14 protein-coding genes, 1 pseudogene and 1 riboswitch are annotated in these 15,528 nt (G+C 71.7%); of the genes and pseudogenes, 7 read left to right on the forward strand and 8 right to left on the reverse strand.

Translation table 11 applies throughout. The features are described 5' to 3' along the window. The 4 genes and pseudogenes from ACZ7L0_RS34095 to ACZ7L0_RS34110 form a co-directional block, all read left to right on the forward strand. Positions 1–480: pseudogene (locus ACZ7L0_RS34095) on the forward strand (2-oxoacid:ferredoxin oxidoreductase subunit beta); the annotation flags it as partial. A 210-nt stretch (positions 481–690) separates the two neighbouring features. Beyond that, a complete protein-coding gene (locus ACZ7L0_RS34100) occupies positions 691–1,545 on the forward strand; it encodes an SDR family oxidoreductase (RefSeq protein ID WP_471246412.1) in 855 nt (284 codons plus the stop codon). 151 nt (positions 1,546–1,696) lie between these two features. Beyond that, the gene (gene rarD / locus ACZ7L0_RS34105) at positions 1,697–2,692 is read left to right on the forward strand and encodes an EamA family transporter RarD (protein ID WP_471246413.1); all 996 of its coding nucleotides are present in this window, start codon (positions 1,697–1,699) and stop codon (positions 2,690–2,692) included. 29 nt (positions 2,693–2,721) lie between these two features. Beyond that, on the forward strand, positions 2,722–3,198 hold the full coding sequence (locus tag ACZ7L0_RS34110) for a VOC family protein (RefSeq protein WP_471246414.1): 477 nt from the start codon (positions 2,722–2,724) through the stop codon (positions 3,196–3,198). A 4-nt stretch (positions 3,199–3,202) separates the two neighbouring features. On the opposite strand, the gene ACZ7L0_RS34115 is transcribed toward ACZ7L0_RS34110, so the two are convergent. Further along, complete coding sequence (locus tag ACZ7L0_RS34115; protein WP_471246415.1) at positions 3,203–4,165, reverse strand: hypothetical protein; 963 nt, start codon at positions 4,163–4,165, stop codon at positions 3,203–3,205. Positions 4,166–4,362: 197 nt separating this feature from the next. On the opposite strand from ACZ7L0_RS34115, the gene ACZ7L0_RS34120 reads away from it, so the two are divergent. Next, on the forward strand, positions 4,363–4,950 hold the full coding sequence (locus ACZ7L0_RS34120; RefSeq protein ID WP_471246416.1) for a flavodoxin family protein: 588 nt from the start codon (positions 4,363–4,365) through the stop codon (positions 4,948–4,950). Positions 4,951–4,960: 10 nt separating this feature from the next. Here the strand turns inward: ACZ7L0_RS34120 and ACZ7L0_RS34125 are convergent, their stop codons facing one another. The 4 genes from ACZ7L0_RS34125 to ACZ7L0_RS34140 form a co-directional block, all read right to left on the reverse strand. Continuing rightward, a complete protein-coding gene (locus ACZ7L0_RS34125) occupies positions 4,961–5,842 on the reverse strand; it encodes an ABC transporter permease (protein WP_471246417.1) in 882 nt (293 codons plus the stop codon). Continuing rightward, the gene (locus ACZ7L0_RS34130) at positions 5,829–6,803 is read right to left on the reverse strand and encodes an ABC transporter ATP-binding protein (RefSeq protein ID WP_471246418.1); all 975 of its coding nucleotides are present in this window, start codon (positions 6,801–6,803) and stop codon (positions 5,829–5,831) included. The genes ACZ7L0_RS34125 and ACZ7L0_RS34130 overlap by 14 nt, the downstream gene beginning before the upstream one ends. Before the next feature lie 50 nt (positions 6,804–6,853). Beyond that, a complete protein-coding gene (locus tag ACZ7L0_RS34135; RefSeq protein ID WP_471246419.1) occupies positions 6,854–8,047 on the reverse strand; it encodes a LolA family protein in 1,194 nt (397 codons plus the stop codon). A 238-nt stretch (positions 8,048–8,285) separates the two neighbouring features. Then, a complete protein-coding gene (locus ACZ7L0_RS34140; protein ID WP_471246420.1) occupies positions 8,286–9,296 on the reverse strand; it encodes a polyprenyl synthetase family protein in 1,011 nt (336 codons plus the stop codon). A gap of 523 nt (positions 9,297–9,819) precedes the next feature. Next, positions 9,820–9,992: riboswitch (cyclic di-AMP (ydaO/yuaA leader) on the forward strand. A gap of 3 nt (positions 9,993–9,995) precedes the next feature. On the opposite strand from ACZ7L0_RS34140, the gene ACZ7L0_RS34145 reads away from it, so the two are divergent. Further along, complete coding sequence (locus tag ACZ7L0_RS34145) at positions 9,996–10,484, forward strand: transglycosylase SLT domain-containing protein (RefSeq protein WP_471246421.1); 489 nt, start codon at positions 9,996–9,998, stop codon at positions 10,482–10,484. Between the two features lie 29 nt (positions 10,485–10,513). Here the strand turns inward: ACZ7L0_RS34145 and ACZ7L0_RS34150 are convergent, their stop codons facing one another. The 3 genes from ACZ7L0_RS34150 to ACZ7L0_RS34160 all read right to left on the reverse strand — a co-directional run bounded on the left by ACZ7L0_RS34150 (position 10,514) and on the right by ACZ7L0_RS34160 (position 14,043). Beyond that, complete coding sequence (locus tag ACZ7L0_RS34150) at positions 10,514–11,320, reverse strand: HAD family hydrolase (RefSeq protein WP_471246422.1); 807 nt, start codon at positions 11,318–11,320, stop codon at positions 10,514–10,516. Positions 11,321–11,514: 194 nt separating this feature from the next. Continuing rightward, positions 11,515–12,717 (reverse strand): NAD(P)-binding domain-containing protein, encoded by a 1,203-nt coding sequence (locus ACZ7L0_RS34155; RefSeq protein ID WP_471246423.1) that lies wholly within the window; start codon positions 12,715–12,717, stop codon positions 11,515–11,517. A 78-nt stretch (positions 12,718–12,795) separates the two neighbouring features. Beyond that, entirely contained in the window at positions 12,796–14,043 is a 1,248-nt protein-coding gene (locus ACZ7L0_RS34160; protein ID WP_471246424.1) for a carboxylate--amine ligase, read from the reverse strand. Between the two features lie 234 nt (positions 14,044–14,277). Between ACZ7L0_RS34160 and fahA the strand changes: the two genes are divergently transcribed. After that, positions 14,278–15,492 carry a fumarylacetoacetase gene (gene fahA, locus ACZ7L0_RS34165; protein ID WP_471246425.1) on the forward strand — a complete coding sequence of 405 codons (1,215 nt, stop codon included), beginning with the start codon at positions 14,278–14,280 and terminating at the stop codon, positions 15,490–15,492. The last annotated feature ends 36 nt before the right edge of the window (positions 15,493–15,528 follow it).

Here is a 15,528-nt window from a genome sequence, read left to right on the forward strand (position 1 = left end):
ACCGAGGTACTGCGCGCCGCAGCCGACCACCCCGGCACCGCCCTGGTCGAGATCTACCAGAACTGCAACATCTTCAACGACGGCGCCTTCGACGCGCTCAAAGACAAGCAACAGGCCGAAGAGGCACTGATCCGGCTGCAGCACGGACAGCCCATCCGCTTCGGCCCGGACAACTCCCGCGGAGTCGTACGCGACCGCCAGACCGGCGACCTGAAGGTGGTCACCGTCACCCCCGACAACGAGGCCGACATCCTCGTCCACGACGCCCACAACGCCTCCCCCACCACCGCCTTCGCCCTCTCCCGCCTCGCCGACCCCGACACCCTCCACCACACCCCCATCGGCGTCCTCCGCTCCGTCGACCGCCCCGTCTACGACCACCAGATGACCGACCAGCTCGACACGGCCCTCGAACGGCAGGGCAAGGGCGACCTCGCCGCACTGCTGACCGGCGGCGACACCTGGACCGTCGTCGGCTGACCGAAGCGGCACTACGACGAGGCCCGGGACCGCGCGTCCCGGGCCTCGTCGTAGTGCCTGGCAGGCGTTCTCGACGGCGCTGACACTTGCTTCGACCTGGCACTTACTTTGACACCAGTACCTTACTTCAAAGTGGGTACTTTCATTGAGTTAGCGCTCCTTCTAGGGTTAGTGCCAGTCCCGCACACCCCCACAAGGGAGTTCTGAACCATGAGCATCGTCGTCACCGGAGCCACCGGACACCTCGGCCGCCACGTCGTGGAGCAGCTGCTGGAGCAGGTCCCGGCCGAGCAGATCACGGCCGTCGTGCGCGACGAGGCCAAGGCCGCCGACTTCGCCGCCCGGGGCGTGAAGCTGGCGGTCGCCGACTACAACGCACCCGAGACCTTCGACGGCCTGTTCGCCGCCGGCGACAAGGTCCTGCTGATCTCCGGCAACGAGTTCGACAAGGGCCGCCCGGCACAGCACCAGGTCGTGATCGACGCCGCGAAGGCGGCCGGCGTCGCTCTTCTCGCCTACACCAGCGCCCCGGGCGCCCTGACCGCCGCCCTGGCCGACGACCACCGCGCCACCGAGCAGGCGCTGCTCGCCTCCGGCCTGCCCTACGCGCTGCTGCGCAACGGCTGGTACCACGAGAACTACACCGAGAACCTCGCCCCGGTGCTGGAGCACAACGCCGTGGTCGCGGCCGCCGGTGAGGGCCGGGTCTCCTCCGCCTCCCGCGCGGACTACGCGGCCGCCGCGGTGGCCGTGCTGACCGGCGAGGGCCACGAGAACAGGACGTACGAGCTGGGCGGCGACGAGGCGTGGAGCTTCGCCGAGTACGCGGCCGAGCTGAGCAGGCAGACCGGCAAGGAGATCGCCTACAACGCCGTGCCCGCCGAGGTGCTCGCCGGCATCCTGACCGGCGCCGGACTGCCCGAGCCGCTCGCCGCCATCCTCGCCGGTGTGGACACGTCGATCGAGAAGGGCGAACTGGTCGTCTCCAGCGGCGACCTGTCCCGCCTGGCCGGCCGCCCGACGACCCCCCTCGCGGAGGCGATCACGGCCGCGCTGAAGGGCTGAACTCCCCCGAAGGACTGCTGAGCGACCCCGACCCCCGCCTGTCATGACCGTATGCCGATACGGGCATGACAGGCGGGGGCGCTCGGCGTTACCTTCGTGCACGCGTGCACTCAGGGACACCTGCACGCAGGGACGCGAGAAGGAGGGGCCAGTGGCCGGGACGTCGACGGGCGAGAGCCGGATAGGCCTGCTGAACGGCTTCGCGGCGTACGGGATGTGGGGCCTCGTGCCCCTGTTCTGGCCGCTGCTGAAGCCCGCCGGCGCGGCGGAGATCCTCGCCCACCGGATGGTGTGGTCCCTCGTCTTCGTCGCCGCCGCGCTGCTCGTCGTACGGCGCTGGGCCTGGGTCGGTGAGCTGCTGCGGCAGCCGCGACGGCTCGGCCTGGTGGCGATCGCGGCCGCGGTGATCACCGTCAACTGGGGCGTCTACATCTGGGCCGTGAACAGCGGGCACGTGGTCGAGGCCTCACTGGGCTACTTCATCAACCCCCTCGTCACCATCGCGATCGGTGTGCTGCTCCTCAAGGAGCGGCTGCGGCCCGTGCAGTGGCTCGCGGTCGGCGTCGGCTTCGCGGCCGTGCTCGTCCTCACCATCGGGTACGGGCAGCCGCCGTGGATCTCCCTGTGCCTCGCCTTCTCCTTCGCCGTCTACGGGCTGGTGAAGAAGAAGGTCAACCTCGGCGGCGTCGAGTCGCTGGCCGCCGAGACCGCGATCCAGTTCCTGCCCGCGCTCGGCTATCTGCTGTGGCTGACCGCCCGGGGCGACTCGACGTTCGCCACCGAAGGCGTCGGGCACGGCGCGCTGCTCGCCTCCACCGGCGTGGTCACCGCGCTGCCCCTGGTCTGCTTCGGGGCCGCCGCGATCCGCGTGCCGCTGTCCACGCTGGGGCTGCTGCAGTACCTGGCGCCCGTCTTCCAGTTCCTGCTGGGCGTGCTGTACTTCCACGAGGCCATGCCACCGGAGCGCTGGGCCGGGTTCGCGCTGGTCTGGCTGGCGCTGACGCTGCTCACCTGGGACGCGCTGCGCACCGCGCGCCGGGCGGCCCGGGAGCTGGCCGCCAGGATCCCGGCCGCCGCCCCTGCGGAACCCGTCGTGCGGCGGCCCGAGGACGTGACGGCCGGCCCGGAGGCGGAACCGGCCTCCTGACCGGCCCCGGTCGGGTATATGTGGTCGGCATGACGCAGACGCCCGCAGCACCACCCGCCCCGCTGCACTTCAAGCTCGTCGTCGACGCCGCGGACCCGCACGCGCAGGCCGACTTCTGGGCCGCCGCGCTGCATTACGAGGTCGAGGACAACAGCGCGCTCGTCGAGCGGCTGCTGGACCTCGGCGCGCTGCCCGGCGAGGCCGTCCTGGAGTACCACGGCCGCCCGGCCTTCCGGGACCTGATCGCCGTACGGCACCCCGACGACCCCTACGACGAGGAGCGCGGCATCGGGCTCGGGCGGCGGCTGCTGTTCCAGCGCGTGCCGGAGGCGAAGACCGGCAAGAACCGGCTCCACCTCGACCTGCACGCCGGTGAGGGACGGCGCGATGCCGAGGTCGAGCGGTTGACGGGGCTGGGGGCACAGGTGCTGCGGCAGGTGAAGGAGCCCGCCGGGGAGTGGGTGGTGATGGCGGACCCCGAGGGGAACGAGTTCTGCGTGCAGTAGCCCGTCAGGCGCCGGCCGACCTGGCGGCGCGGTCCGTGAGGCGGACCATGCGGGAGCGGGCGGACTCCAGCCGCTCCCGGTCGTCGGCCGCCGGGCCCGGCTCGGCGGCGAGGTCCGCCCACAGGTCGATCAGTTCCCGCCCCAGACGCAGGCCGTGCTCGGGGTCGCGCACCGCGCGCCAGGCGGTGGCCGCGCTCTGGACGTTGCCGTAGGCGGCCTCCGCGTTGTGGGCGCGGTGGTGGAGGCGGGCCAGGTCGAGGGAGAGGTGGAAGGCGCGCAGCGGGTCGCCCGCCAGGTAGGCGATGTAGGCGGTCAGTTCGCGCAGGCGGAGCACCTCGGGGTGGCCGGCGCCCAGTGCGCCCGACGCCTGCGCGACGGTGCGCTCGGCGATTTCCGCCGCCGTGGCGATCCGGCCCTCCTTGACGGCCTCGTTGATCCGCGTCATCGGCTCGGTGAGCAGCGCGGCGCCCTCCGCGGTGGCGGTCACCGGACCGTCGCCGAGTACCGCTTCGGCGACGGCGTCGAATCCACGGGCGGGCGTGTGCCGGGGGTCGGGCTCGGGGACGTATCGCGGTTCGGGGTCCGGTACCGGACGCGGCGGGGGCGGGGGCGTGTCGCGCCTGGGCGGCTGGGGGGCGACGGTCCGGGGCGGCTGGGGGGTCCGGGGCCGTCCGCGCAGTTCCGGCTCGCCGGTGAAGCGGCTGGCGCCGTCCACGTCCACCTCCAGGGGGACGACGCAGCCGACGCGGTCGTCGTGGACCGTGGCGTGCACGGGCCGGCCGAGGCTGATCGCGAGGCGCTGGAGGTGGTTGAGGACGGCCTGCTGGACCTCCTGGCCGGGGGCCGCCACCACCGCCACCCCGCCGACGGTCGCGCCGCCCGAGCCCAGCACCCGTACGTCGACCGGGGCCGCCGGGTGTACGTCGCTCCGCTGGTCCCGCTTCTTCTCGAAGCTCAGTCGAGCCATCGGTTTCCTCACTCCCCCGGCGTGGCGATCCGGTCGTGCCCGTCCATGGTGTCGAGTCTCTCCGAAGTACCCCCGTTCCCGCGTCACCACGACGTCACAGCCTCGCACCAGCCGGACGGGACTTCCGAGAATTAATTGCGTGCGCATATAATGCAGATGCCTGTATTTTCGCAGTACGCCTATCACCTGGGGGACCCATGACCCGCCGCTTCCTGTTCCTGCTCGGCAGCGCCCGCACCGACGGCAACACCGAACTGCTGGCACGTACGGCGGCCGAACAACTGCCCGAGGGCGTCGAGCAGCAGTGGATCAGCCTGGCCGAGCACCGGCTGCCCGACTTCGTCGACCTGCGGCACGACAGCGACCACGTACGGCCACCCGCGGACACCACCACAGGCCTGCTGCTGGAGGCTACGCTCGCGGCCACCGACATCGTGATCGCCTCGCCGCTGTACTGGTATTCGGTGTCCGGCCTCACCAAGCGCTACCTCGACCACTGGTCCGCCTGGCTGCGCACCCCCGGCCTCGACTTCAAGGCGGCCATGGCCGGGCGCACGCTGTGGGGCGTCGCCGCGCTGGCCGACCGGGAGCCGTCGGTGGCGGACCCGCTCGCCGACACGCTCAACAACTCGGCCGCGTACCTGGGGATGCGCTTCGGCGGGGTGCTGCTCGGCAACGGCAGCGCGCGCGGGGACGTACGCAAGGACACCGAGGCGCTGGCCCGCGCGAAGACGTTCTTCGCACGCGAGGCGCCGCTCGCCCGCTTCCCGTACCAGGACCGCTGAGCGCCGCGGGCTACGCGGTGATGTCCTTCGCCGTGAACCGCGCCCAGGCCGCCGAGCCGAACACCGCCGCGTACAGGGCCTGGAGGCCGAGGTTCTTCACCAGGTCGTCCCAGTACACCGGTTCGCGCATCAGGTCGGCGAAGGACAGCCAGTAGTGGGAGAAGAAGTACGGCTGGATCGCGTGCAGTTGCGGTATCTGGTCGAGGATCTGGACGGTGATGAGCAGCCCGACCGTGGTCGCCATCGCCGCGATGCCGCTGCCCGTCAGCGTGGAGACGAACAGGCCGAGCGCCGCGACGCCGACCAGTGACGCGGCGACGGCCAGGGCGATCAGCAGCGCCCGGCCCAGACCCTCGGCAAAACTGATCCGCGTCCCCGAGATGGTCGTCAGGTCGCCCAGTGGGAACAGCAACGCCCCGACCATGAGGGCGAAGACGGCCACCACCAAGGTGGCGACCAGGCAGAAGACCATCACGGTGGCGTACTTGGTGAGCAGCAGGCGGGTCCGGCCGGCCGGGGCGACCAGGAGGTAGCGCAGGGTTCCGGCGTTGGCCTCACCGGCGATCGCGTCGCCCGCGATCACGCCGACCGCCATCGGCAGGAAGAACGGCAGCGTCGCCGCCAGCGCCGTGAACACCAGGAACAGCCCGTTGTTGGTGATCTGCGCGATGAACGCCGGGCCCTCGCCCCCGCCGCCCCGGCCCCCGCCGCCCGATCCGCCCCCCGTCTCGATCTTCACGGCCACCCCGACCAGGACCGGCACGGCGGCCAGCACGCCGAGCAGCGCGAGGGTGCGCCAGCGCCGGAAGGTGACGGCCAATTCGTTGCGCAGCAGGCCGAAGGTCCACAGCGGAGTGGGACGGCGTACGGCCACTGCCTCAGCCCGCGACATCGAAGCCCTCCCCCGTCAGCGCCACGAACGCGTCCTCCAGCGAGGCCCGCTCCACCCCGAAGCCGCGCACCCGCACCCCGGCCGTCACCAGCGCCGCGTTCAGCTCGGCGAGGTCCCTCTCGGGCGGCTCGCCGCTCACCCGGTCGTCGGTGACGACGACGTCCCCGACCCCCTGCTCCTTCAGCACCCGGGCCGCCTCCCCCGTGTCCGGCGTGGTGACCACGAGCCGCCCGCGCGCCCCGGCCGCCAGGTCGGCCACCGGACCCTGGGTGATCAGGCGGCCCTGGGCCATCACCGCCGCATGGGTGCACACCTGCTCGATCTCGTCGAGGAGGTGGGAGGAGAGGAACACGGTCGTGCCGTCCGAGGCCAGCTCCCGCACCAGCGCCCGGATCTCCCGCATGCCCTGCGGGTCGAGCCCGTTGGTCGGCTCGTCCAGCACGAGCAGTCTGCGCGGCTGGAGCAGCGCGGCGGCCAGGCCCAGGCGCTGCTTCATGCCCAGGGAGTACGCCTTGGCCTTCTTGCCCCCGGCGGCCGTCAGGCCCACCCGGTCCAGCGCCGCGGCGACGCGGGCGCGCCGGGTGCGGGGGTCGGCGGTCGGGTCGGCGGCGTCGTACCGCAGCAGGTTGTCCCGGCCGGAGAGGAAGCCGTACAGGGCCGGTCCCTCGATGAGCGCGCCGACCTGCGGGAGCACGGTGCGCGCGGCGCGGGGCATGGGCTGCCCCAGGACGCGCGCCGCGCCGGAGGTGGGCGCGATCAGGCCCATCAGCATGCGGATGGTCGTGGTCTTGCCGGAGCCGTTCGGACCGAGGAAGCCGAAGACGCTGCCCGCCGGGACGGTCAGGTCGAGACCGTCGACGGCGAGCTGTCCGCCGCGGTAGCGCTTGGTGAGCGCGCGGGTGTGGATGACGCTGTCACCCGCGCCCGGCGCGTCCGGCTCCGTGGCGGACGGTTCGTCCATCGGCTCCCCCGATTCGTCGTGCGTGTGCGTACCTGCTGCGCCGCCGGTGTCTACCGCGCCGCGTCGGCCGCCTTCACCAGCGCGTCCTTGTCCACGGCGCCGACGTACACCTTGCCGTCGTCCGTGATGAGCGCGTTGATCAGGCGGGTGGAGAACACGGTGCCCTTGCCGAACTCGCCGCTCACCTTGTCACCGAACGAACCGAGGAAGCCGCCCAGGTCACCGCCGGAGGCGGAGGGCATCCCCGCCTTCTCACCGGTGTCGAGGGCCGCGACCGAGTTCCAGCCCTTGCCCAGGACGTCGAAGCCCTCCAGGCCCTTGAAGAGGTCCTCCTCGGACTTCGGGGCGGCGCCGCGCGGCGCCTTGTCCTCGTGGTCCTCCTCCGTGACCTTCGCGCCCTTGGGCGGGGTGAAGTCGAAGGTCGAGGCGGCCGGCCTGGTGAAGCTGACCTGGGTGAAGCCCGCGTCGACCACGGCCGCGCCGCCGCTCGCCGGGGTCAGGGTGAACTTCAGCGGCAGCCCGGTCCTCGCGTCCACGGCGATGCTGATCGCGCCGACCGTGGTGCCGGACTGCTTCGGCTTGATCAGCAGCTTGTAGGCGTCCCGGCCGGCGACCTGAGCGGTGCCGTCGACGGTCACGGAGGTGGTGTCGTCGACGGACTTCAGGGCCTCGTCGGCGAAGTCCTTCGGTGTGGCGGGCGTCTTCTCCCGCTCCTTGCCGCTCTGCTCGGCGGTGCCGTGGTACACCTCGTTGGACTTGCTGTCGTAGCCCCACACGTCCTTGCCGTCGTGTATGAGGCTGTACTCGGCGGCGCGCTCGATCAGCGAGACCTTCTGCCGGTCCGGTCCGTCGGCCGCCACGCGCAGGGTGTGGGTGCCCGAGAGCAGCTCGGTGAGCTTGGACGTCGGGTCCGCCGACGATCCGTCGCCGCCCTGGGCCGCGCCGGACAGCAGGCCGCTCTCCAGGCCGCCCAGGTCCGGCAGGCCCAGGTCGGTGCTGACCTTCACCGTGCCGGACAGCTGCTGCACGTCGGACTTGGCGATCTTTTCGATGAGCTGCTGTGCGCTGATCTTCGGCAGGTCGGGGTCCCCGGAGTCGGCGAGTGCCGGGACCAGCCCGATCGTCGCCGCCGCCACGCCCACCACCGCGACCGGGACGGCGTACCGGGCCGCCCTGCGGCGTCCGGCGCGCGGGTCCTCGGCCTCCGCGGCGTGCGTGCTCTCGTCGGATTCGTACGGTGCCATGTGTGCCTTACCTCCGTCGTCGGCGGCGGCTGTCCTCACACTCGTCCCACCCTTGTGCCGCCATTCTCACCCGAATCGGTGAGGAGTGGTGATTTCCGTGGTTTCCATCTGACCAAATCGGCCGTGAGGAATCGTCAGACCCGGGAGCCAACTCCACGTACGCCTGCGGTATGACACGGAGGGGCGGAAGCTCCACCGACCCGTAGGGGACGGGGCGGGGGGACCGGCACGGGGGTGGCTAGCCCGCCCGGTGGACCACCGCGTCGCAGAGCTGGATGAGCGCGGCCTTGGCGTCGCACTCGCGCAGCGGGGCCAGCGCCGCCCGGGCGTCCTCCGCGTACCGCACGGTGTCGCGGCGAGCCTGCTCCAGCGCCGGGTGGGCGCGCAGGCCGGCCAGGGCCTCGGCGTGCCGGGCGTCGTCGGTGAGGTCGGAGTCGAGGAGGTCGCACAGGGCGATGTCCTCGGGCAGTCCCAGCCGTGCCGCCCGCTCCCTGAGGCGCAGCACGGGCAGGGTGGGGATGCCCTCGCGCAGGTCGGTCCCGGGGGTCTTGCCGGACTCGTGGGAGTCGGAGGCGATGTCCAGCACGTCGTCCGCGAGCTGGAAGGCGACGCCGAGCCGCTCGCCGTACTGGGTCAGCACGTCGACCACGGTCTCGTCGGCCCCGGACATCATCGCGCCGAAGCGGCAGGAGACCGCCACCAGCGAGCCGGTCTTGCCGCCGAGCACGTCCAGGTAGTGCTCGACCGGGTCCCGGCCGTCCTGCGGCCCGGCCGTCTCCAGGATCTGCCCGGTGACCAGCCGCTCGAACGCCACGGCCTGCACCCGTACGGCCTCGGGGCCGAGGTCGGCGAGGATCTGCGAGGCGCGGGCGAAGAGGAAGTCGCCGGTGAGGACGGCGACCGAGTTGCCCCAGCGGGTGTTCGCGCTCTCCACCCCGCGGCGCACGGCCGCCTCGTCCATGACGTCGTCGTGGTACAGCGTGGCGAGGTGGGTGAGCTCGACGACTACGGCCGAGGGCACGATCCCGGGCGCGTACGGGTCCCCGAACTGCGCCGCGAGCATCACGAGCAGCGGCCGGAACCGCTTCCCGCCCGCGCGTACGAGGTGCTGCGCGGCCTCGGTGATGAAGGGGACCTCACTCTTGGTGGCTTCGAGCAGGCCCTCCTCGACAGCCGCCAGTCCGGCCTGGACATCGGCTTCCAGAGCCTGGTCCCGCACGCTCAGCCCGAATGGCCCGACGACGGTCACGAGGGGTCTCCTGTCTGCTGGTGTCTGCTGGCGATTACGCGGTTTGTCGATAGGTCGCTGCCCTCACTCGAGTCAGCGTATCCGGTCAGCTTTCGATCACCGAGGGCGCCCACCGTTATGTTTTCGATCGGTCGATAAGGGTGGATATTTATCGACTTACCAGGAAGTACGACGCGACTGCGCCGCTTGGAGCAGCTCGACCCTCATCGACCCTCACCTGCACGCCCGATGCACTTACCCAATGCGGCGTCCCTCATGCCCTATTTGCCGCTATTGCTATTCCGTGAATTGGGTCACGTCACCGGTTCGGCGCATCCCACCGACCCGCCCGGTGTTCCACCTTTCACCACTGGCCAGTTGAGGCTTGGCAGACGCAAAGGATCAAGTGCCTCATACGCCCCAGAACAAGGTCAACTAGGACGAGGTATGCATCTGGCACTTGTTCCGGACATGTGCTCTCGCATACGTTCCGGTCCGCCGGGCGGAACGCCGAATCCTGCCGCCGCCCATCGCACCCACTCGACGAACTCATTCGCGTACGGCAGGAGCGGGGGAACCAGGTAAGTCGCCGGTCCGGACGGCATCCGTCGTCCCGGAACGGCTCGGGGTTAAGTCGTGTCGCCTTCGGGCGGCACGGCCGGGCACCTCCCAGCCCGCACCCGACAGCTCACCTCGCAGGCGACGGAGAGGAACTTCGCCATGTCTGCTGCCGCTCAGCACCGTGCCCCCTTCGCCCGCCTCGCTCGCAAGCTCGCCGCCGCCACCACCGGCGCCGCCGTGCTCGCCCTCCCGCTGATCGGCGCGACCAGCGCCTCCGCGGCCCCCACCACCGCCCCCACCGCGGCCACCGCCGGCGCGGTCACGTACTCGAACAACCTCGACGGCTGGATCCGCCAGTCCCTCGCGGTCATGGCCCAGAAGGGCATCCCGGGTACGTACTACGGCATCTACCGCAACGTGATCCGCGAGTCGTCGGGCAACCAGTACGCCATCAACCTCTGGGACTCCAACGCCGCCGCCGGCATCCCGTCCAAGGGCCTGCTGCAGGTCATCGACCCGACGTTCCGCGCCTACCACGTGGCCGGTACGTCGTGGAACATCTACGACCCGGTCGCGAACATCACGGCCGCCTGCAACTACGCCGCCCACCGCTACGGCTCGATCGACAACGTGTTCGGCGCGTACTGACCTGACCCGCAGGGCCCCTCAGGGCCCTGTCAGGGGAAGAGTCTTTCGAGGACGACGGCGATGCCGTCGTCCTCGTTCGATGTGGTGATCTCGTCGGCCACCGCCTTCAGTTCGGGGTGGGCGTTGGCCATCGCCACACCGTGGGCGGCCCAGTCGAACATCGGGATGTCGTTGGGCATGTCCCCGAAGGCGACGGCCCGTTCGGCGCTCAGCCCGAGATGCTCGGCGGCCAGCGCCAGCCCGGTCGCCTTGGTGACCCCGCACGGCTGGAGCTCGACGGTCCCGGGCCCCGACATGGTGACCGTCGCCAGCGACCCCACGACCGAACGGGCCGTGGCCGCCAACTCGTCGTCGGACAGGGCGTGATGGCGCAGCAGGACCTTGCTGATCGGCTCGCGCCACAGGTCGGCGCGCCGCTCGACCCGTACGGCGGGGAGCGTCGGGTGGGGCATCAGGTAGCCGGGCTCGATGAGCGTGAGCCCGTCCACACCGTCCTGGTCGACGGCCGCGTACACCTCCCCCACCTCGGCCTCGATCTTGCCGAGCGCGGTCTCCGCCAGCTCCCGGTCCAGGGTGATCGACCAGAGCAGGCGGTCGGCTCCGGCGTCGTACACCTGCGCGCCCTGGCCGCACACCGCGAGCCCCGTGCAACCGAGGTCGTCCAGCAGCGGCCGTACCCGGGGTGCCGGGCGCCCGGTCACCACGAGGTGCCGGGCCCCCGCTTCCCCGGCCCGCGCGAGGGCGGCGAGGGAGCGGTCGGAGAGGGTGTCGTCGCCGCGCAGGAGCGTTCCGTCGAGGTCGGTTGCGACGAGTGAATATGCGGGGGGTGCGGCCATGATCAGAGAATACGGACCCCGCGCCCCCACGACTCACCCCCGTTCTCAGCCCCAAGTGGTGCCCGCGGGCTCCTTGATGGTGGTGTGGGGGCGGTTGAACACGTTGGCGACCGAGACGGTGAGGACATCGAGCGGGCTGGTGGCTGGGGTGGCCCGGGCCTTCCTGGGTGTGGGCGGAGCCCGGGCAGGGTGGCTCAGTGGTGGGCCGCCGCCAGGTGTTTCGTCAGGCGGGGGGAGGCGAACCCGGTGCCGCAGACGAAGCGCATCACCGGGCCGTACGACGACGCCGCCGGAAGGCCGGTGAAGTACAGGCCGGGGATGGACGAGACGTATCCCGCGCCCAGGCGGGGCGTGCCCCGGCTGACGGCGAGCCGGGTGCGCAGTTCGTGGCCGAGGAAGTCCATGGCCGCGAGGTCCACGCGGTAGCCGGTGGCCGCGATCACATGGTCGGCGGGGAGCCGGATGGTGTGACCGGCGGGGGCGCGGACGGTGAGGACGGGGCTGCCGTCGCAGGCGTCCGCGCCGACCACCCGCTCGACCTCCGTCACCTCGACCTTGTCCTCGAAGCGGTCGCGCAGCCACCAGGCGCCGAGCGGGCCGAGGACGCGGCGGACCAGGTAGTGGCGGGTACGGGCCGGGAGGTAGCGGTAGGGGTGCGGGTAGTAGGTCAGCGCCCAGAGGGACCAGGCGCGGCCGAAGGGGGACTCGGGGCGCAGCCTCGGCTGGTGCCAGGGCGGGGCGCCGAAGGCGACCCGGCCGCGGCCCCGCGACACCACCCGCACCCGCGCGCCCGCCTCCGCCGCCAGGGCCGCCGTCTCCAGCGCGGACTGGCCGGCGCCGACGACGATCAGCTCCCTGCCGGAGAACCGGGTCAGGTCGTGGTGCTGGGAGCTGTGGGAGACCGGGCCGGTGGGGCTGGGGCCGTCCGGCGCCGCCGACGCCAGCTCTGCCGGGAGGTGGGCCAGCCCGGACAGGCCGGTGGCGACCACGACCGCGCGGGCGGTGAACGACTCCCCGGAGTCCAGCTTCAGTTCGAAGCCGCCGCCCGTGCCACGGTCCACGGAAACCACCCGCACCCGCTCCAGGTCGGGAAGCAGCTTCCGCTGGAACCACTCGCCGTAGGCGACGAAGGTCTCCACGGGGATGATGTCCTCGTCGGTCACCAGCCGGCGGATGCCCGCCGCGTCGCAGTAGTCGACGAGGGTGTGGCCGGGCTGCGGGCAGTCGATGTCGGAGGCCGCCGGGGTCGATTTGAGGAACATCCCGGCGGGCATGTGGTCGCGCCAGCTGACCATGGGATCGCCGAAGACGCGTACGGGGATGCCGCGCGCCCGCAGGTGGGCGGCGGTGGACAGGCCGAACGGCCCGGCGCCGATGACTGCAACCGGTTGAATCACGAAGTCCCTCCCCAGGACGTTTTCCGTCACTTCGTGGTGGTGAACCGTGCACCCGTCCGGACAGCCGCCCTCGGCGGGCTAGCTGCTCGAACCGGCGCTTCCGCCGCGGCGGTTGGTCCGCCACAGCTGATAGAGGTGCTTCGCGCCCGGTCGCACGAAGCGCGCGAGCATCGTGAGGAACGGCAGCGGGTCGTCACCCGCGAGCCAGGCCAGCTCCGTCCCGCTCGCCCGGGCCGGCGCGTGCGGCGTCGTGTAGCCGCTGCGGCGGTAGGCGAGGAGGGCGGGGAGGTCGATGTTCTCCACGATGTACCGATGGCCGGCCCGCTGTTCCCCCTCCGGAACGGAGCGGCCGGTCAGGTTCAGGTGCATGGCGCGTACGACGTCCACGCCCGAGTCGTTCTCGAAGAGCCGGAACTGGGCGCCCGTGCGCGGGTTGAAGTCGAGGAGCTTGTACTGCCCGTCGCGCCGGTCGAAGCGCAGGTCAAGGTCGATGATGCCGCTGAAGCCGATCTGTTTGATGAAACGCGCGGCGAGGTCCGCGAGTTCCGGGTTGTCGACGACGTACGCGTTCGCCGTCATGCCCGCGTGCGGCGGCCAGGAGCGCACCTTGACGCCGGTGAACATGGCGAGCGAGGTGGAGTCGGCGTCGAAGCAGGCGTGCACGATCCAGTCCTCGGCGTCCTGGCGGGGCAGGTACTCCTGGAGGATCACGCCGGGGTGCTCGCCCCAGTCGCGGGCGAGGGCGAGCAGGCCCGCACGGGTGGCGATCCTGGTGGTGCCGTTCACGGCGGGCCGTTCGCGCCGGACGAACGCCTCGCGGTTCTTGGCCACCACCGGGTAGCGGGCGCTGTCGGCGAAGGCGACGATCTCCTCGTACGACTCGGGGAAGACCGCCTCCGGGCTGGCGACGCCGTGTTCCGCGCACAGTTCGTGCAGCCCCTGCTTGCTGGCCAGCCGGCGCGGCAGGCCGGGCTCGACGCGCGGGAAGAGGAACCGCTCCTTCAGGTCCTCCTGGTGCTCGGCGATCAGGACGGCGGCCTCTTCGTCGGTGGGGATGAGGACGGTGGGGCGGCCGATCCGCCGGCCGATCCTCCTTAGCCCCTCCACCAGGTACTCCGCGTCCTCCGCCCCGCTGGTCGGCCAGACGAAGGCGCGGGTGAGGTAACGGGAGGAGGCCGCGGGCGTGTAACGGTCCTCGGTGATCGCGTACATCGGCACGCCCAGCCGGCCCAGGCTGCGGATCGCGCCGACGCCGCCGTGGTGCAGCGGATAGTCGCCGAACTTGACGATCAGGCCCGGCACATCCCTGTCCATGTCGAAAGGCACACCGACGGAATTCCTGGCCACGGGTCCCCCCACGTGTCCCCCCTACGGACCGGACCCACCCCGTCCGTGTCCCCCAAAAGGACGCTAAGCCGGAATTAGCCCCTCCGACAAGGCCTATTCGGGCATTGCGAACTCTTTAGACACTGCCCAGGAGCCGGACTCGGCCGTAACGTGTGGCGCGACCACATGCCACGGCCTGCAGTGATGGCACGGATGAGAGCGAGGCAGCACCCCATGCCCCCCTTCGACGTCCCCGAGGGCGACCCCTTCGGCCCGCACAACCTTCCGTACGGCGTCTTCTCCCCCGCCGGCTCGACCGAGCGGCGCGTCGGCGTCCGGCTCGGCGACCATGTGCTCGACGCGGGCGCCGCGGCGCGGGCGCTCGGTTCGCCGTACGCCTCCCTGCTCGCCCACCCGACCCTCAACCCGCTGCTGGCCGCCGGCCGCACGGCGTGGTCGGACGTGCGGCGGGCTCTGACGGCCTGGGTGACGGTGCCCGCACACCGGGAGGCGATCGAACCGCTGTTCCACCCCCTGTCCTCGGTGACCCTCTACCTGCCCTTCGAGGTCGCCGACTACGTCGACTTCTACTCCTCCGAGCACCACGCCCGGAACGCGGGCCGTATCTTCCGCCCCGACGCCGAGGACCCGCTGACCCCCAACTGGAAGCACCTGCCGATCGGTTACCACGGCCGCTCCGGCACGGTCGTGGTCTCGGGCACGGACGTCGTACGGCCGTCGGGCCAGCGCAAGGGCCCGGCCGACCCGGCTCCCGTCTTCGGTCCGTCCGTCCGCCTGGACATCGAGGCCGAGGTCGGCTTCGTCGTCGGGGTGCCGTCCAAGCGGGGCGGGCCGGTGGCGCTGGCCGACTTCCGCGAGCACGTCTTCGGGCTGTGCCTGCTGAACGACTGGTCGGCGCGCGACATCCAGGCCTGGGAGTACGCCCCCCTCGGCCCGTTCCTCGGCAAGTCCTTCGCCACGTCCGTGTCCGCGTGGATCACCCCCCTGGACGCGCTGGAGGACGCGCGGGTGGCACCGCCGGAGCGGACCCACCCCCCGCTGCCCTACCTGGACGACTCCGGCGACGAGCCCGGCGGCTACGACCTGCGGATCTCCGTCGCCGTCAACGGTCATGTGGTGTCCGAGCCGCCCTTCTCCACCATGTACTGGACGGCCGCGCAGCAGCTGGCGCACATGACCGTGAACGGCGCCTCCCTGCGGACCGGCGACCTGTACGGGTCGGGAACCGTGAGCGGACCGGAGGAACGCCAGCGCGGCTCCCTGCTGGAACTGACCTGGAACGGACGCGATCCACTGGAGCTGCCCGACGGCAAGCGGACGTACCTGGAGGACGGGGACGTCGTGACACTGTCGGCCTGGGCGCCCGGGGCGGACGGGGGCCGGGTGGGGCTGGGGGAGGTCAGCGGGCAGGTCGTGGCAAGCAGCTGACACACGTTCCCGTGGTCCCGGCATCCCGGCGTTCGG

It is taken from the genome of Streptomyces sp. NPDC039424 (genome assembly GCF_055639495.1).